This window comes from Actinomadura sp. J1-007 (genome assembly GCF_009793335.1).
In the GTDB taxonomy this organism is placed as follows: domain Bacteria; phylum Actinomycetota; class Actinomycetes; order Streptosporangiales; family Streptosporangiaceae; genus Spirillospora; species Spirillospora yumaensis.
Genome location: NZ_WING01000001.1, coordinates 2045122 through 2062065 on the forward strand (window position 1 = coordinate 2045122; position 16944 = coordinate 2062065).

12 protein-coding genes and 2 pseudogenes are annotated in these 16944 nt (G+C 72.0%); 7 read left to right on the forward strand and 7 right to left on the reverse strand.

Annotation, left to right across the window (positions count from 1 at the left end; all coding sequences use genetic code 11):
• The first annotated feature begins 2 nt into the window (after positions 1-2).
• Complete coding sequence (locus GEV43_RS09275) at positions 3-197, forward strand: DUF397 domain-containing protein (protein ID WP_241683409.1); 195 nt, start codon at positions 3-5, stop codon at positions 195-197.
• 121 nt (positions 198-318) lie between these two features.
• Here the strand turns inward: GEV43_RS09275 and GEV43_RS09280 are convergent, their stop codons facing one another.
• The 5 genes from GEV43_RS09280 to GEV43_RS09300 form a co-directional block, all read right to left on the reverse strand.
• The gene (locus GEV43_RS09280) at positions 319-1062 is read right to left on the reverse strand and encodes a FadR/GntR family transcriptional regulator (protein WP_160820334.1); all 744 of its coding nucleotides are present in this window, start codon (positions 1060-1062) and stop codon (positions 319-321) included.
• A gap of 17 nt (positions 1063-1079) precedes the next feature.
• Entirely contained in the window at positions 1080-1352 is a 273-nt protein-coding gene (locus GEV43_RS09285) for a biotin/lipoyl-containing protein (protein WP_160820335.1), read from the reverse strand.
• A complete protein-coding gene (locus GEV43_RS09290) occupies positions 1352-2350 on the reverse strand; it encodes an alpha-ketoacid dehydrogenase subunit beta (protein ID WP_160820336.1) in 999 nt (332 codons plus the stop codon). The genes GEV43_RS09285 and GEV43_RS09290 overlap by 1 nt, the downstream gene beginning before the upstream one ends.
• Positions 2347-3336, reverse strand: a complete 990-nt coding sequence (locus GEV43_RS09295; RefSeq protein WP_160820337.1) for a thiamine pyrophosphate-dependent dehydrogenase E1 component subunit alpha — start codon at positions 3334-3336, stop codon at positions 2347-2349. The genes GEV43_RS09290 and GEV43_RS09295 overlap by 4 nt, the downstream gene beginning before the upstream one ends.
• A 109-nt stretch (positions 3337-3445) precedes the next feature.
• Complete coding sequence (locus GEV43_RS09300) at positions 3446-4168, reverse strand: SDR family NAD(P)-dependent oxidoreductase (RefSeq protein WP_160820338.1); 723 nt, start codon at positions 4166-4168, stop codon at positions 3446-3448.
• 66 nt (positions 4169-4234) lie between these two features.
• Between GEV43_RS09300 and GEV43_RS09305 the strand changes: the two genes are divergently transcribed.
• The gene (locus GEV43_RS09305) at positions 4235-5554 is read left to right on the forward strand and encodes an amidohydrolase family protein (RefSeq protein ID WP_160820339.1); all 1320 of its coding nucleotides are present in this window, start codon (positions 4235-4237) and stop codon (positions 5552-5554) included.
• A pseudogene (lipA, locus tag GEV43_RS09310) lies at positions 5551-6473 on the forward strand (lipoyl synthase). The gene GEV43_RS09305 and the pseudogene lipA overlap by 4 nt, the downstream one beginning before the upstream one ends.
• A 63-nt stretch (positions 6474-6536) precedes the next feature.
• On the opposite strand, the gene GEV43_RS49795 reads toward lipA, so the two are convergent.
• Both GEV43_RS49795 and GEV43_RS55925 read right to left on the reverse strand, forming a co-directional pair.
• Entirely contained in the window at positions 6537-6866 is a 330-nt protein-coding gene (locus GEV43_RS49795; protein ID WP_241682836.1) for a TetR family transcriptional regulator C-terminal domain-containing protein, read from the reverse strand.
• Positions 6867-7027: 161 nt separating this feature from the next.
• Positions 7028-7222 (reverse strand): annotated as a pseudogene (locus GEV43_RS55925) (hypothetical protein); the annotation flags it as partial.
• Between the two features lie 117 nt (positions 7223-7339).
• On the opposite strand from GEV43_RS55925, the gene GEV43_RS09320 reads away from it, so the two are divergent.
• The 4 genes from GEV43_RS09320 to GEV43_RS09335 all read left to right on the forward strand — a co-directional run bounded on the left by GEV43_RS09320 (position 7340) and on the right by GEV43_RS09335 (position 16440).
• A complete protein-coding gene (locus tag GEV43_RS09320; RefSeq protein ID WP_160820340.1) occupies positions 7340-8533 on the forward strand; it encodes an MFS transporter in 1194 nt (397 codons plus the stop codon).
• A 74-nt stretch (positions 8534-8607) separates the two neighbouring features.
• Positions 8608-10530: a serine/threonine-protein kinase gene (locus GEV43_RS53700; protein WP_160820341.1), complete on the forward strand. Its 1923-nt coding sequence runs from the start codon at positions 8608-8610 to the stop codon at positions 10528-10530.
• A 1699-nt stretch (positions 10531-12229) separates the two neighbouring features.
• The gene (locus GEV43_RS09330) at positions 12230-15718 is read left to right on the forward strand and encodes an AAA family ATPase (protein ID WP_160820342.1); all 3489 of its coding nucleotides are present in this window, start codon (positions 12230-12232) and stop codon (positions 15716-15718) included.
• Positions 15715-16440: a hypothetical protein gene (locus GEV43_RS09335; protein WP_160820343.1), complete on the forward strand. Its 726-nt coding sequence runs from the start codon at positions 15715-15717 to the stop codon at positions 16438-16440. Before GEV43_RS09330 ends, GEV43_RS09335 begins: the two co-directional genes overlap by 4 nt.
• Positions 16441-16944 lie beyond the last annotated feature (504 nt).

Genomic DNA, 16944 nt, shown 5'->3' on the forward strand with positions numbered 1-16944 from the left:
CGATGAACGGCTCCGTCTGGCGCAAGTCACGCCGCAGCAACACCAGTGGCGGTGACTGCGTGGAGGTGGCCGTCCTCACGGGCTACATCGGCATCCGGGACAGCAAAGCGCCCGGCGCGGGTCACCTTGCCCTGTCGGTTGCGAGCTTCGCCGGCCTCGTCGCGCAGGTGAAGCGCGGCGAGGTGGGCTTGCGCTGAACGGCTCCGCGGCGCACGTTCGGCCGTGGCGGTGCCGGGCGTTCGGCGTTGTTGTACGGGCGGCGAGGCGGCCGTAGTGCGCTGACACCTTCCGACCACCCCAATGTGGCGCGGCAGGAGGTTAAGGGATTGGGTTGGGGGCGGTGAAGTCGGCGGCCCATTCGCGGATGCGGGTGACGTGGTCGGAGGCCAGGCGGCCGGCGGCGGACGGGTCGCGGGCCAGGATGGCTTCGACGATGGACTGGTGTTCGGCGGCCGAGCGGGGGAGCTGGCCCGGGCGGGCCAGGGTGATGAGGCGGCTGTCGGTCAGCAGGCCGTGGAGGTCCTGGAGGAGGAGCTTCAGCAGGCCGCCGGGCGCGGCCTGGGCCACGGAGAGGTGGAACGCCACGTCCAGTTCGGCGATGCGGGTGAACTCGGGGCGTTCGGCGGAGGCGGCCTCCAGGAACGCGCGGTGGGCTTCGAGCATCTGGTCGAGGGCCTCGGAGGTGCCGTGGGCGGCGGCCTCCTGGGCGGCCAGCTCGTCCAGGGCGCCCCGTACGGCGAGGAGTTCGACCATCTGGTCGCGGTGCAGTTCGATGTAGTGGCCGAACGAGCCGGCGTAGTGGTCGCCCGCGCCCTCGCGGACGAACGCGCCGCGGCCGTGCCGGACGGAGATGAGGCCCATGGCCTCCAGTCCGGCGAGGGCCTCGCGGACGCTGACCCTGCTGACCCCGAAGACCTCGCACAGTTCCCGTTCGGAGGGAAGCGCGGCCCCCGGGGCCAGCTCGCCCAGGCGGATGGCCTTGAGAAGCTGTTCCCGGATCTGCTGCGTGGGGCTGACCCACTTGACGGCCCGGAATCCGGGTGACGCCGGTGTCTCGGCCATGTTCCGCCTGTTTCTCGTCAGGAACCCGCGGACGCGGACTCGTAGTCGGCCTGGTCGGTGGCGATCACCATGACCGGGGCGCCGACGGCGAGTTCGTCGCCCTCGGCGGCGAGGGCGCGGACGAAGACGCCGTCGACCGGCGACTCCAGCTCGACCTCGATCTTGTCGGTGGCCACGATGGCGAGGACCTGGCCCTCGGTGACGGGCTCACCGGGCTTGACCTGCCACTCGGTGACGGTCCCCTCCTCCATCGAGAGGCCCCACTTCGGCATCGGGTAGGTCTCGGCCATCAGTCGTTCCCCTTCTTGTCGAGCATCCGGCGCACCGTGGCCGCGATGCGGTCGGGGCCGGGCAGGGTGTGGTTCTCCAGGACGGGCGCGTACGGCACCGGGGTGTTGAGGTTGCCGACGCGGGCGACGGGCGCGCGCAGCAGGTCGTGGCACTCCTCGGCGGCCCACGCGGCGATCTCCGCGCCGAAGCCGCCGCGGACGGGCGCCTCGTGCGCGATGAGCAGGCGGCCCGTCTTCGCGAGGGAGCGGCGCAGGCCCTCGTGGTCGAACGGGACGAGCGTGCGCGGGTCGAAGACCTCGCACTCGATGCCCTCGGCGGCGAGCGTCTCGGCGGCCGTGGAGGCGTGCTCGCGGGTCTTCAGGTACGACACGATCGTGACGTCCGTCCCCTCGCGGTGCAGCCGGCCCTCGCCGAACGGGATCGGCTCGACCTCGACGACGTCGCCCGCGGGCCCGCCGCGCCCGCCGTACAGCTGCTTGTGCTCGAAGAAGATCACCGGGTCGGGGTCGCGGATCGCCTGCTTGAGCAGGCCCTTGGCGTCCTCCGCGGCGGACGGCGCGACGACCTTGAGGCCCGGCACGTTCACGAACCACGACTCCAGCGACTGGGAGTGCTGGGCCGCGGTCGAGCCGGACGTGCCGGTGACCATCCGGACGACCATGGGCGCCGAGAGCCGCCCGCCGGTCATGTAGTGGGTCTTGGCCGCCTGGTTGACGATCATGTCCATGGCGAGCGTGACGAAGTCGCCGAACATGATCTCGGCGATCGGGCGGGCGCCGACCAGGGCGGCCCCGACGGCGGCGCCGACGATGGCCTCCTCCGAGATCGGGGTGTCCCAGAGCCGGTCCGCGCCGAACCGGTCCCACAGCCCCTTGGTGACGCCGAAGACGCCGCCGGGCTCGCCGACGTCCTCGCCGATCAGCAGGACGTCGGGGTCGCGCTCCATCTCCTCGGAGATGGCCTGGCGGACGGCGTCGGCGTAGGTGAACTTGGTCATCGCAGGGCCGCCCCTCCGAGCGAGTCGACGTACACGTGGTCCAGCGCGTCCTCGGGAACGGGATGCGGCTGCTCGGCGGCCCAGGCGATCGCCTCGTCCAGCCGCTTGTCGACGTCGGCGCGCACGGAGGCGACGTCGGCCTCGGACGCGCCGAGGTCGCCGGTCAGCTTGGCGGCGAGCAGGTCGATCGGGTCGCGGCCCTTCCAGTGCGCGACCTCGTCCTTCGGCCGGTACTTGGCCATGTCGCCCTCGAAGTGGCCGCGGTGCCGGTACGTCTTCGCCTCGATCAGCGTCGGGCCCTCGCCCGCGCGGGCGCGGCGGGCCGCCTCGGCGGTGACGTCCCGTACGGCGGCGACGTCGTTGCCGTCCACGACGACCCCCGTCATGCCGTACGAGGCGGCGCGGTCGGCGACGTCGGTGATGCGCTGGTGGCGGTCCTGGCGGGTGAACTCGCCGTACAGGTTGTTCTCGCAGACGAACAGGACCGGCAGGTCCCAGAGCGCGGCGAGGTTGAGGGACTCGTGGAACGCGCCCTCGTTGGACGCGCCGTCGCCGAAGAAGGTGACCGCGAGCGCGTCGGAGGAGCGCCGCTTGAACTGGAGCGCGGCGCCGGTCGCGAGCGGGATGCCGCCCGCCACGATGCCGTTCGCGCCGAGGAAGCCGAGCTCCACGTCGATCATGTGGAGGGAGCCGCCCTTGCCCTTGTTGTAGCCGGTCGTCCGGCCGAACAGCTCGGCGTACATCCGGGCGGGGTCGGCGCCGCGGGCCAGCATGTGGCCGTGGCCCCGGTGGGTGGAGGTCAGAACGTCGTCCGGTCCGAGACTCGCGCACACGCCGGTGGCGACCGCCTCTTGGCCGATGTACGGGTGCAGGAAGCCGGGGATGAGGCCGGCGGCGCGCTGCCTGGCCGCCTTCTCCTCGAACCTGCGGATGAGGACCATGCGGCCGAGGAGGTCGAGGGCCTCCTCCCGCGTCGTCTCTGTCATGTCGTCCTCTCAGTCGACGCGAAAGTGGTAATACATGTTATGACTGATATGGACTCGGACACAAGGCCGGGGCCGGGGCAGGGCCGGGGGCCGGGCCGTCGCGGGGCCGTCACGAGGCGGAGTAGCCGCCGTCCACCATCACCGCCGCGCCCAGCACGAACGACGAGTCGTCCGACAGCAGGAACGCGACCGCCGAAGCGATCTCCTCCGGCTTGGAGTAGCGGCCGATCGGGTGCCGTTCCTTGAAGTGGTCGGGCCCGGTCCGTTCGGCGTCGATCGCGCTGAGCAGCGGCGTCTCGACCCCGCCGGGGCAGATGCAGTTGGCCCGGATGCCCCGGTCGGCGTACTCCACGGCGATCGAACGGGTGATCTGGAGGACCGCGCCCTTCGCCGCCGCGTACGCGGTCAGTCCCGGCGCGGCCCGCACCGCCGCCGTCGAGCCGAACGTCAGGATCCGCCCGTTCCCCTGGGCGAGCATGCCCGGCAGCACGGCCTTCGCGGACAGGAACGTCCCGACCGCGCTGACGTCCAGGACCCTGCGGAACGTGGCGAGGTCGAGTTCGTGGGTAGGGGCGGAGGCATGGATGCCCGCCATCGCCACCAGCGCGTCGATCCCGCCGAGCGCGTCCGACGCCTCGGCGACCGCCCGCGCGAGATCGGCCTCGTCGGTGACGTCCGCGCCGACCGCGCAGGCGACGCCGTCCAGTTCCGGGGGCTTGACGTCGAACGCGGCGACCCGCGCGCCCTCCTCGACCAGCCGCCGCACGACCGCCCGCCCGATCGCGCCGCCGGCGCCGGTGACGACCGTGCGCATCCCGTCCAGGCCGTTCATGCCTTGTCACCCCTCACTGCCATGACTAGTCTCAACATGTCTTACATCTTGCCAGTTAGGTGATCGATGACCAAGCCCTTGCTTTTGGAACGGGCCACCATCGCCGGCGCGACACCCGCGAGGCCCGCCGCCGGAACCGCCGACGCGACCGATGTCCTGCTCGCGGACGGGCTCGTCGCGGCCATCGGACCCGACGCCGCCGCCGACCCCCGCACGCCGTCCGCCGAACGCCTCGACCTCGACGGCTACGTGCTGCTCCCGTCCGCCGCGGAGGCGCACGCCCACCTCGACAAGGCGCTGCTGGCGCGCCGCGTCGCCAACCCGACCGGCGACCTCCAGGGCGCCGTCGACGCGGTCCGCTCGGTGTACGACTCGATGGACGAGGCGGACGTGACGTCCCGCGCGGTCAAGGCCCTGTCCACCGCGCTCGCCAACGGCTACACGGCCGTCCGGTCGCACGCCGACGTCCAGGACGAGCTGGGCACGCGCTCGCTGCGCGCCCTGCTCAAGCTGCGCGAACGGATCGCCGGGCTGATCGACCTCCAGCTCGTCTCGCTCACCGGCTTCCCGCTCGCCGGGGCGGGCAGGGACGGCCGCCACCACCGCCGCCTCCTCACCGAGGCGATCGACCTCGGCGTGGACGTCGTCGGCGGCGCGCCCTGGCTCGACCCGAACCCGCGCGAGGCCGTCGCCATCCTCGTCCGGGCGGCGGCCGAGGCCGGGCTCCCGACGGACCTGCACCTCGACGAGACGACCGACGCGTCCATGCTGATGCTGCGCGTGTACGCCGACGAGGTCGCCCGGCACGGGCTCGGCGGGCGCGCCACCGCGTCGCACTGCGTCAGCCTCGGCCAGCAGGACCCGGGCACCGCCCGCGAGATCGCCCGCACCCTCGCGGACGTCGGCATCTCCGTCGTCACGCTCCCCCAGACCAACCTCTACCTGCAAGGACGCGACGACCCGACCCGTACGCCGCGCGCGCTCACCGCCGTCGGGACGCTGCGCGAGGCCGGCGTGACGGTCGCGGGCGGCGGCGACAACTGGCGCGACCCGTTCAACCCGCTCGGCCGCATCGACCCGTTCGAGACCGCGTCGCTCCTGGTCGCCGCCGCGCACCTCGCGCCCGCGGACGCCTACGACGCGGTGACCGCCAAGGCCCGCGCCGCCCTCGGCCTCCCGCCCGTCGCCGTCGAACCGGGAAGCCCCGCCGACCTGCTCGCCGTCCGCGCGCCGAGCCTGGACGAGGCGATCGCCGCCGCCCCGCAGGACCGGATCGTCCTGCGCGCCGGCCGCGTCGTCGCCCGCACCCGCGTGGTGCGCGAAACCGTCCCCGACCTGAACGCCGCGCCGGGCCACGCGCCCGCCTCGAACATGGAGACCACGTGACGCTCGCGGAGGGGCGCAAGCTGCTGCGCCTGGAAGTACGCAACGCGGAGACGCCGATCGAGAAGAAGCCCGAGTGGATCCGCGTACGCGCACGCACGGGCCCGAATACCGCGCGCTGACCCGCCTGGTGAAGGACGAGGGTTTGCATACGGTGTGTCAGGAGGCGGCGTGTCCCAATATTTTCGAGTGTTGGGAGGACCGTGAGGCCACGTTCCTGATCGGTGGGGACCAGTGCACGCGGCGCTGCGATTTCTGCAACATCGACACCGGCAAGCCCGCGGCGTTGGACCGCGATGAGCCGCGGCGGGTGGCCGAGTCGGTGGCGGTGATGGGCCTGCGGTACGCCACCGTGACCGGGGTGGCCCGCGACGACCTGGACGACGGCGGGGCGTGGCTGTACGCCGAGACCGTCCGCCAGATCCACGCCCTGCTGCCCGGCTGCGGGGTGGAACTGCTGATCCCCGACTTCAACGCCGACCCCGCCCAGCTCGCCGAGGTGTTCTCCGCCCGCCCCCAGGTACTGGCGCACAACGTGGAGACGGTGCCGCGGATCTTCAAGCGGATCCGCCCCGGGTTCCGCTACGAACGCTCCCTGGAGGTCATCACCCGCGCCCGCCAGGCCGGACTGGTCACCAAGTCCAACCTGATCCTGGGCCTGGGCGAGACCCGCGCCGAGATCTCCGCCGCCCTACGCGACCTGCACACCGCGGGCTGCGAACTGATCACCATCACCCAGTACCTGCGCCCCACCCCCCGCCACCACCCCGTCGAACGCTGGGTCAAACCACACGAGTTCATCGAACTCAAGGACGAAGCCGACCAGATCGGCTACACCGGCGTCATGTCCGGCCCCCTGGTCCGCTCCAGCTACCGCGCCGGCCGCCTCTACCAGCAAGCAATCCAAGCCCGCCAGGGGTGACCCCCGTCCTGGGGTCCCCGTCCCGGAGCGGTGAGCTGATATCGAAGCCCACGCCAGGAACGGTCAGCCGCTCCGCTCTGTCTCGCCGGATTCTGCGGCGTTCAGCAGGATCTCGGCCATCGCCCTGGCGCGGCGCGCAGGGGCGGACGAGCCATCGCGCACGGAGGCCATGCTCGCGCCGTCCACCAGCAGGACGAAGCGCCACGCCAACTCGTCCATCCCGTCCTCGCCCAGGCGGGCGCTGTAGCCGGCGCCCGCGAGCAGGCCCTTGATGTAGTCCGCGACCGCGTTCTTGTGCGCGACGGCGAGGCGACGCACCACGTCATCGGTTCCGGCGGTCTCCGCCACGGCGTTGTTGAACGAGCATCCGTGGCAGTCGCCGTTCTCGTGCATGGCTCCGAGGGCGTCGAACACCGCGAGGGGCCGCCGCCGTGCTCGGCCACGGACTTCTCCAGGTTCTGCCGCCATTTCACGTCCCGCTGCCGCAGCACCGTCGCGACCAGGTCGTCCTTCCCGGCGAAATGCCGGTAGAACGACGCGCGGCCCACGCCGGAGTCCGTGAGCAAGCGTTCCACGCCGACCGCGCGGATGCCTTCCGTATAGAAGAGCCGCCCGGCGGTCTCGACCAGGCGGTCCCGAGCTCGCGTCGCCATGCCCTCGACCCTAGCCGACCTTGACACCAAACGGAACCGATCAGTACCGTTCCCAAAACGGAACCAATCAGTACCGTTTGCGAGGAGCATGCGCATGGCCTTCCAGACAGAACCCCCTGGCGGCGCGGAACGGGAACCGGCCGTCACCGCGCACCCGCCCCAGGACGGAAGGCGAGACGGCACCGCCTCGACGACGTGGGACGGAAGGCGGGCATGAGCGACACCGCGACGCCGCAGGCCGCGTCCCGCACGCCGACGCACGGCCGGTGGAGCGTTCCCGTGCTCGGGCTCGGCATCTTCGCGGTGGGGACCGACGAGTTCGTCCTCGCCGGGGTGCTGCCGGAGATCAGCGACGCGTTCGGGATATCGGTCGCGGCCGCCGGGCAGATCGTCACGGCGTTCGCCCTGGTCTGCGCCGTGCTCGCACCCGTACTCGGCACGCTCACCGCCGCGTGGCCGCGCCGCCGCGTTCTCCTGCTCGCCCTCGCGGTGTACGCCGCCGGGAACGTCGCGACCGCGCTGTCCGCCTCGTTCGGCTGGCTCCTGGCCGCGCAGATGGTCGCGGCGGCGGGCGCGGGGCTGTTCGTGCCCGCCGCGTCCGTCACGGCCGCCGCGCTCGTCCCGGCCGAACGGCGCGGACGGGCCATCGCCGCCGTCACCACCGGGTTCACGGCGGCGACCGCGCTCGGCGCCCCGATCGGGACCGCGCTCGGCGGCGCGTTCGGATGGCGCGCGACCGTATGGTTCCTCGTCGCGCTCGCCGGCGCGGGCCTCGCCGGCGTCGCCGCGCTCGTCCCGGCGCGGGTCGCCGTGGCCGCGTCCGGCGGCCTGCGCGCCCGCCTCGCGCCGCTCCGCGACCGCCGCGCCCTCGCGATCATGGGCACGACCCTGCTGGCGTTCACCGCCGTCTACATCCCCTACACCTACATCGCGCCCGTCTTCGAGCCCGCCACCGGCGGGAACGGCACGCGCCTCGCCCTGCTGCTGTTCCTGTTCGGCGTCGTCGGAACCGTCGCCAACCACCTCGCCGGAACGCTCGCCGACCGCGTCGGCGGCCGGGCCGTCGCCTCCGGCTCCATCGCCCTGCTCATCGCCGCGCTGCTCCTGCTGCCCCTCACCACCGGCTCGTACGGGCTCGCGCTCGCGATGGTCGTCGCGTACGGCCTGCCCTCCTGGGCGATCACCACGCCGCAGCAGCACCGGCTGATCGCCCTCGACCCGGCGTCGGCGCCCGTCTACGTCTCGCTCAACGCCGCGGTCCTCTACCTCGCGATCTCCCTCTCGGGCGTCCTCGGCGCCGCCGGACTCGGCTGGACGGGCGCGAACCGCCTCGCCCTCGTCGCCGCCGCCATCGCCGTCGCGGCGCTCGGACTCTCCGAACTCGCCCACCGCCTCGGCCGGAAGTAGGGAACACCCCATCCCCCGGAACCTGCACGCCACTACGCTTTCCGGGCAGAGCAGCCGATTCCGGGGGATCAACGGTGAGTCGTCCGACCACGCACGTCCATGCCCTGGACGGCGACGATCCGGACGCCATCGGCGCGCACCGCGTCCTCGGCCGCCTCGGCGTCGGCGGCATGGGCAAGGTCTACCTGGGCGAGGACCCGGAGGGCCGTCCGGTCGCGATCAAGGTCGTCCGCCGCGAGCTGGCGATCGACGGCTCGTTCCGCGCCCGGTTCGCCGGCGAGGTCGCCAACGCCCGCCGCGTCGCCTCGTTCTGCACCGCCAAGGTCCTCGACCACGGCGAGACGGACGGCCTGCCGTACATGGTCACCGAGTACATCGAAGGCCCGTCGCTCGGCTCCCTCGTCGACCGCGACGGCGCCCTCGCCCCCGGCCGCCTGCGCGGCCTCGCCATCGGCATCGCGACGGCGCTCACCGCCATCCACGCCGTACGGCTCGTCCACCGCGACCTCAAACCGGGCAACGTCCTGCTCTCCGACACCGGACCCCGCGTCATCGACTTCGGCATCGCCCGCGCCCTGGACTCCACCGACCAGCACACCCAGACCGGCTTCATCGTCGGCAGCCCCGGCTGGATCGCCCCCGAACAGGTCTTCGACGGAACGGTCGACACCGCCGCCGACGTCTTCGCCTGGGGCACCCTCGTCGCGTACGCCGCGTCCGGCTCCCACCCGTACGGCAAGGGCAACCTGATGGTGCTGGCCTCCCGGGCCCAACGCCGCAAACACGCTCTGGACGCCGTCCCCGACGACCTGCGCCCCCTGGTCCACGCGGCCCTCACTCCCGACCCGTCCGAACGCCCGGCCGCCGAAGACCTCCTGGTAGCCCTGGTCGGCGAAGCCCACGACCCCGAACACGCCGCCACCCGAATCATCACCCGAGAATGGACCCCCGTCCCACCCCCCGGCCCGTCCCCCTCCACTCCCGGCGTGACCCCCCTCCCTCCCATCGCAGCCCCCTCCCCTCCTGACTCCGCTCCCCCCACTCCCACCCCAGCCCCCGTCACCCCCACCCGGAGCCCCCTCACCCCGGGCGCAAACCCCTTCACTCCCACCCCACCTCCCCTCCCTCCCGACCCATTTCCCAACCAACCCTCCAGCGAACAGCCAACCTCCACCCGCAGCCCCACCAGCCAGAACGCAGCGATCCCCCCACCCACCACTTCCGCCCACCTGATCGGTGCGACACATCCGGGCCCAGTGCTGCCAGGCACCCGCCCGGGACGGCAAAGGGGAGCAGCCCGCCCACTCGCGTTCGCTCTGGTAATCGTCATCGCCGCCGTCGGCGCCATCTTCATTGGCAGCTCAGCAATCACCTGGCTCGTCGGCGGCACTTCCGGCGACGGTGATGCCGACCCACAGCAGCCCGTCGATCAAGGCCCTGAGACCAGCGCAGCGTTCAAAAGGCTCCCGAACCCGTGCACGGTAGCGAATCCCGCAACTCTGCCCATCCCGCTGACGAAAACACCGGGAAGCCGGGACAACTCCCCCTCCACCACATTTAAAGGCGGCCGAACAACCGGCTGCACATGGACATCCAGCACCCCCTCAGGCACAGGCCCATCCGGCACAAAAACCTCCCTCTCCGTAAAGCTGATGCTCGCGCCCACCGAAACCGTTGCCGGAACGAGGTTCAAGGAAGGACGGCGGTCGTTCAACCAGCGCAAGCCCGCCATCCAGATCAACCACCTCGGCGAACACCCCAACCTCGGCAACGCGGCGTTCGTCGCCAACGGGCGGACAAAGGGCTTCGGCAGCCTCGCCGGCGTCACCGTCCTCGCCACCCGCTACCGCAACGTCCTCATCGAAGTCACCTACCTGGGCACACACCCATTCCACAAACCCAAACCAGCACCCTTGCCCGCCACCAAAACCACCGAAGCCGCAACCCAAATAACCCGCCAAACCATAAAATCCCTAACCACTTGCAAAACCTGCTAACCCCAACAAAAATCCCATCCAAACCGCCCGAAACCCCTCCCAAGAACCCCAGACAAACGCCCCACAAGACCACCTGACGAACGCTCCACAAGCACGCCGACGGTCCGCGCCGCAGCCGGGCCCGGTGTCCGTTCCTGGATTCCTGCCCCACCACACTTGCACGCCGTCCGCGTCACCGCCGCCCCCAGCACTCGCTCCAACAACATTGCCGCCTACGCCCCGCGCACAGCCCAGAACCCACCGCACACCGCACACCGCGCAACGCACCCCACGCGACGCACCCCACGCACCACGCTTCACGCCCGGCGCATCACGCACCCCACACGACGCTTCACACACCCCGCAACGCGCCCCACGCATGACGCACCACGCGTCGCGCCCGGCGCATCTCGCACGACGCACCATGCACCGCCCCCTTCGCATCGCACCCTCCACACCCCCGCACCATGCACCACACCCTCGGCATCACGCCCTCCGCACCCCGCACCGTCCGCACCACGCCCTCCGCGCCACGCAGCCCGCACACGCACCACGCCTTCCGCACCCCCTCACGACGCACCGCGCATGTCGCACCGACGAGCGGCGTTGATTTTGCAGAGACAGGTCATCCCCGAACCGCCTGGTCAGCAGCTAGGCAACATCGACCGGTAGCACACCGTCGTCGCGGTGAAGTGAGGGGGTCGACGGCGGGCACCGTGCGGGTGACGCCGCTGAGCGAGTCGGGGACGTCCTCGGTGAGGAGGGCGGCGAACTGCTGGGGGGTGGTGCGTTTCTTGGCGGTGATGTGGCGGGCCTGGAGGGCGGTGGCGCGTTCGCACAGGTTCCGTGATGGCCACACCACTGCCGAGAACGGCCAGCAACGCGAAGACCAGCGCGGATCAGCGCAGACTGGCGCGGCCCCATGCGGGTCAGCGCAGGCTTGCGTGGGCCAGCGCCGACTGGGAACGGGCGGAGCGACTCAGCTCAACTCGGACGGCGGAGGGCGGTAGGGGAGACGGGAAGCGAAGCGCGATCGAGGAGGATGCACGGGCGGCTCAGCTCAGCCCAGACGGCGGGGGACGGCAGGACGGCTGGGAACGGGGCGGGATGGGCGGAGAGGGGCGGGACGACTCAGCTCAGCTCGGACGGCGCAAGACAGCAGGCGGCTGGGAACGAGGCGGGGTCGACGGGGATGCACAGGCGACTCAGCTCAGCCCGGAGGACTGGGGCGGGATGGGGCAGCTGGGCACGGCAGGGTGGCCGGGGACAGGGGGCGGCCCGGCACGGGGGACTGCGCACCGGCGGGATCGACGGGGACGGACGGGCGACTCAGCTCAGCACGGAAGACCGGGGGCGGACTGGGGCCGCTGGGGACGGCAGGGTGACTAGGAACGGCGAGTGGCTAGAAACGGTGGGGAGCTCGGAACAGCGAGGGCTAGGAAGGGGGCGGCAGAACGGGGATGGGCGGGGCGGGCTGAGCTCAGCTCGGGCGCCTGGAGGTCGGTTCGAACGCCTGGACGTCAGCTCGGACGCCTGGACGGCAGCTCGGGGCGGGGGGAGGCGGTTCGGGTGGGTGGGGTGGCTGGGGGGCTGGGTTGGGGTGGCTGGGGGAGACGGTCGAGGAGGTGGGCGGGATTTATGGGGGTCGGGCGCTGGGGTGACGCTCTAGGCTGTTCCGGGCTGGTTGAGCGGTGATTGATGGGGTTACGAGGGGATCGCGGTGCGCCTGCCGGAACATCTGGAACTGCTGGTCACGGATGAGCCGGTGTTCGACCTGTACGCGGCCGGGCCGTGGCGGGTGCCGGACGGGTTGTTCGACGAGATGCGGGCGCGGCTCGACAAGCTCGTGTCGGATCCGCGGTTCACGGGGCTGACGAGCGACGAACATTCGTTGCTCACGCCGCCGGCACCGCTGGTCGTGGCCGATCTGCTGCTGACCGTCGATTTCCTCTGCGGCGGCGCGGCGGTCAACGCGGGTACGCATTCGCGGTTGCAGTACCAGATCTTCGGCCATTACCACCGCGAGCCGCGCGAGTTGCTGCGCGGGCCGATCGACTGGGGCGTCACCGCGGGCAACTTCCGGCCGCTGGAATGGCTGGAGGACATTCCCGACAAGGATCTCGCGATCACGTTGGGGCGCGAGTCGCTCGACGTCCTGGAAGGGCTGGAACCGCTGGAGCCCCGGCGGCAGGCGTTGATCCGGCTGTACGACGATCCGCCGCCCGACATCCGGGTGCGCGCGGATCAGGAGGACCGCGACCTGTGGATGGCCCACGCCGCGGACGACGTCCTCGCGGTGCTGCCGGAACTGGCGGGCCCGATCGGCTACCTGGAATGGGTGTGCGCCGGGCTGCTCCCCGTCCACGAACATCTGCGGGATGTCGCCCCCCATGACGAACCCGTGCTGGAACTGCTCATCCACCTCCTCCTCCAAGGCGGCCTCAACCAGGTGCCCGCCGAACTGTCGGCCGCTCTGGACGAGGACCGCTACGGGGAGCTTCTGGAACGGTTCGCCACGGCGCGCGAGGGATTCGATGCGCACGCCTGGTATTCGGCGACGCGGGCGTGGCTCGCACGGGCGCTCGGGGCCGGTGCCGCAGACGCGTGCCGTGCGTGGCTCGATATGGCGATGCGGTTCACGGGAGCAGCGCAGGGACTGCCCGCCGACGCGCGTATCCCCGACCCGGAGTGGATTCCGGTCGGCGAGTTCCAGGCGGACGTGCGACGGCTGTGCGGACCGCGCCGCCACGTCGCCAACCCGCTCGCGGCCGATGTGGGCAAGGCACCGCGCCCGGGAACGCGTCGCAACCGCGCGCCCGAGGCGGGTTCCGGCCTGATCGGGCAGCCGGACGTGGTGGCGGCTCTGGAGGGGATCGCCGCGAGCACGAAGCCCGTACGGCTGCTGCTGGTCGGCCCGGACGGCACCGGCAAGCGGGACGCGGCGCAGGAGGTCGCCCGGCTCCTCCAGGACCGGCTGATCACCGCGCCGCCCCTGTGGCTGGCGGACGACTTCTTCGCGGGCAAGGAGGTGGCGGCCGCGACCACGCACCTCTACAACGACGCCCGCGAGTCGGCCGGGGCCCGGCTGATGGTCATCGACGGGCTGGACGACATGTCGCGGGACCCGCGCAGCGGCGAGGCCATCGTCGAGGAACTGCACCGCGCCCTCGACGTCCACGAGGACCTGCACGTCGTCGCGCTGTGCGAACCCGGCGGCGACGCGCGCATCCGCGAGGTCAACCCGGGCCTCGCGCTCCGCTTCCAGGTCGTGCGGACCCACCCGTTCACGGCCGACGGCTACGCCGAACTGTTCGACCGCGCCCTCCACGCGCGCGGGGCCCGCGCCCACAAGCGCGCCCTGGCCGCCGCCGGGTCGCTGCTCGTGCGGACCCCGCCCGTCCGGAACCTGCGCAACGCCCGGCTCGCGCAACGCCTCGCCGACGTCGTCGTCGACGCGGTGCGCGAACGCGCCGAGCCGGGCGCCGAACTCGTCGTCAAACGCGCTGACGTACCGGCCTCGTTCGACCCTGGAGGCAGCGCGGGCGACCCGATGGCTGACCTCGCCGCGCTCACCGGGCTGCGCAGCGTCAAGCGCGAGATCGAACTCGTCGTCGCGGGGACGAAGGCCGCCGGTCTGCGCCGCGCCGCCGGACGGCCCGTGACCGCCGCCCCCGCCCGCCACATGGTCTTCACGGGCAACCCGGGCACCGGCAAGACCGAGGTCGCGCGCCTCCTCGCCCGCGTCTACAAGGACCTCGGCGTGCTGTCTTCGGGGCACCTGGTGGAGGCGTCGCGCGCGCAGCTCGTCGGCCAGTACCTCGGCGAGACGTCCGTCAAGACCCGCGCGGTCGTGCAGCGCGCGCTCGGCGGCGTCCTGTTCATCGACGAGGCGTACGCCCTGACCCAGTCGACGCTCGGGGACGACTACGGCCCCGAGGCGATCGCCGAGCTGGTCAAGATGATGGAGGACCACCGCGACGACCTCGTGGTCATCGTCGCGGGCTACGAACGGGAGATGCACCGCTTCATCGCCTCCGATCCGGGTCTCGCCTCACGTTTCCCCACCACCGTCCGCTTCCCCGACTTCACCGACGCCGAGCTGGTCGAGATCTTCGCGGGCCAGGCCGCCGCGGCCGGCCTCACCCCCGAACCCGCCGCGCTCGACAAGGTCGCCGGCCTCCTCGCCCGAGCGCCCCGCGGACGCTCGTTCGGCAACGCCCGCCTCATGCGGAACCTGTGCGAACGCGCCACCGCCCTCCAGGCCCGCCGCATCACGGCCAAGAAACGCACCACCCCCCAGCAGCTCGCCGCCCTCCTCACCGAGGACGTCCCCGACTCGCTCAGCGGCGTCACCCGCACGGTGCCCGCCACCGACCCCCTCACCGCGCTCGACGCCCTCATCGGCCTGCGCGACGTCAAACGCGAGGTGCACCGCCTCGTGGCCGAGGCCCGCGCCGCCGAACTCCGCCGCGCCGCCGGACAGCCCGCCCGCACCCCGAGCCGCCACCTGCTGTTCACCGGCAACCCGGGCACCGCGAAGACCACCGTCGCCCGCCTCGTCGCCGCCCTCTACGCCCAGCTCGGCCTCCTCTCCTCGGGCCACCTCGTCGAGGCCCACCGCGGCGACCTCATCGCCCCCTACCTCGGGCAGACCGCGCCCAAGGTGCGCGCCGCCGTCGAACAGGCCCTCGGCGGCGTCCTGTTCATCGACGAGGCGTACGCCTTGACCGGCGACGACTACGGCCGCGAAGCGGTCGCCACCCTCGTCAAGCTCATGGAGGAGTACCGCGGCGACCTGGTGGTCATCGCCGCCGGCTACGAACGGGAGATGTCGGCCTTCCTCGCCTCCGACCCCGGACTGGAATCCCGCTTCGCCAAACGCCTGCGGTTCCCCGACTACAGCACCTCCGAACTCATCCAGATCTTCGAGCACCTCGCCGCCGCCGACGGGCTCACCCTCGCCCCGGACGTCCCCGCCGCCCTCCGCCGCCACCTCATGGCGACCAACGGCTCGAACGGCTCCGGCCACGCACCCGCCGACGGCCGCGCCGGCAACGGCCGCCACATGCGCAACCTCCTGGACACCGCGATCGCCACCCAGGCCCAGCGCCTCACGCCGTCCGCGAGCGACTCCGAGATCATCACCCTCCGCGCGTCCGACCTCCCCGAACCCTCTGCCACGCCCGCTGGGTACGGCCTCTACCTATGACGTTCGACTACGGCTCTCTCCGCTCGGTCCTGCACCCGTCCCGTACGGAGCCCGTGCCGCTCCCGCCCGACCCGCGCCGCTCGTTCCTCCACGCCACCCCCTGCCCCCGCTGCAAGGGCTCCGGCCGCGTCGGCGGCTACAGCGGCGACCCGGACGAGTGGGAGGACAACGCCTGGACCTGCTCGGATTGCCGCGCCACCGGCAACGGCCCCGGCTCCCGGCCCTCTCCCGACCCGTCCCCCGCCCACCTCAGCGCCATCACCACCGCGCCGTCCGCCCCCGAAGCCGAAGCGCACGCCTGGGACCTCGCCTTCCGCCTGACCCCGTGGGGCCTTCCCATCCCGGACCGCCTCATCTGGCGCGTCCCCACCTCCCCCGTCAACGCCTTCGAACCGTCCCTGGAAGGCGTCCCACGCTCCATCACGTCCCAGGTCTCGGACCTCCTCCTCAACCAGTGGGACCTGGCCGACCCGACCATCGACCTCGCCACCCCGTACGGCGCCAAGCCCCAGCCGTACATCGACATCCACTACCAAGCCCGCCTCCACTCCGCCTGGGAGGCCGCCGCCGCATCGGCCCGCCCCTCCCCGCTTCCCGGCCTCTCGTTCGCCGATCTTGCAAACCCGTACACACCCCTCCTCAAGATCTGGCGGACCGGCTTCGCCCTCGATGCCCTGACCCCCACCACCCTCACGCTCTACGCCGCCCCGAACAACTCCTGACCGCGCCTGTGGATAACTCGCCCGAACGGCCCACCACCGTTGTCTAGACTCGTTCCCGACCCACCGCGACGTCCGGCCGAATCGGCTGTGAAAGGGGATCGGTGTCCGTCCGGGACTGGCAACACAAGGTGCTCACCGACCTAGGCACCTCCTCCACCGGCCTAGTCCCCCCATCCCCCACACCCGCAGCAGCGCCCTCCGCCTCCCCCGCGCCCGCGCGCACGCCCCCGCCCGCCGATGACGGCCTTTCCCCGGCAGAGACTCCGCAGGCCACAAAAGCGGAGGCCAGCCCCGTCTCCGGCGCCGAATCACATTTCCCAGCGGAAACCACGTCCGTTGCCAAGCCTCAGCCCTTGGGCACAGTGGAAACCACGTCCAGAGCTACACCTCCCGCCAAGGCACCACCCCGAGCGGCGGACACAGCGGATCCCGAAATCATGCGTCCAGACAATGTGCGCGTGGCCACGCAGATCTTTCCGCCCTCGCCGAACGCCAATGCACCAG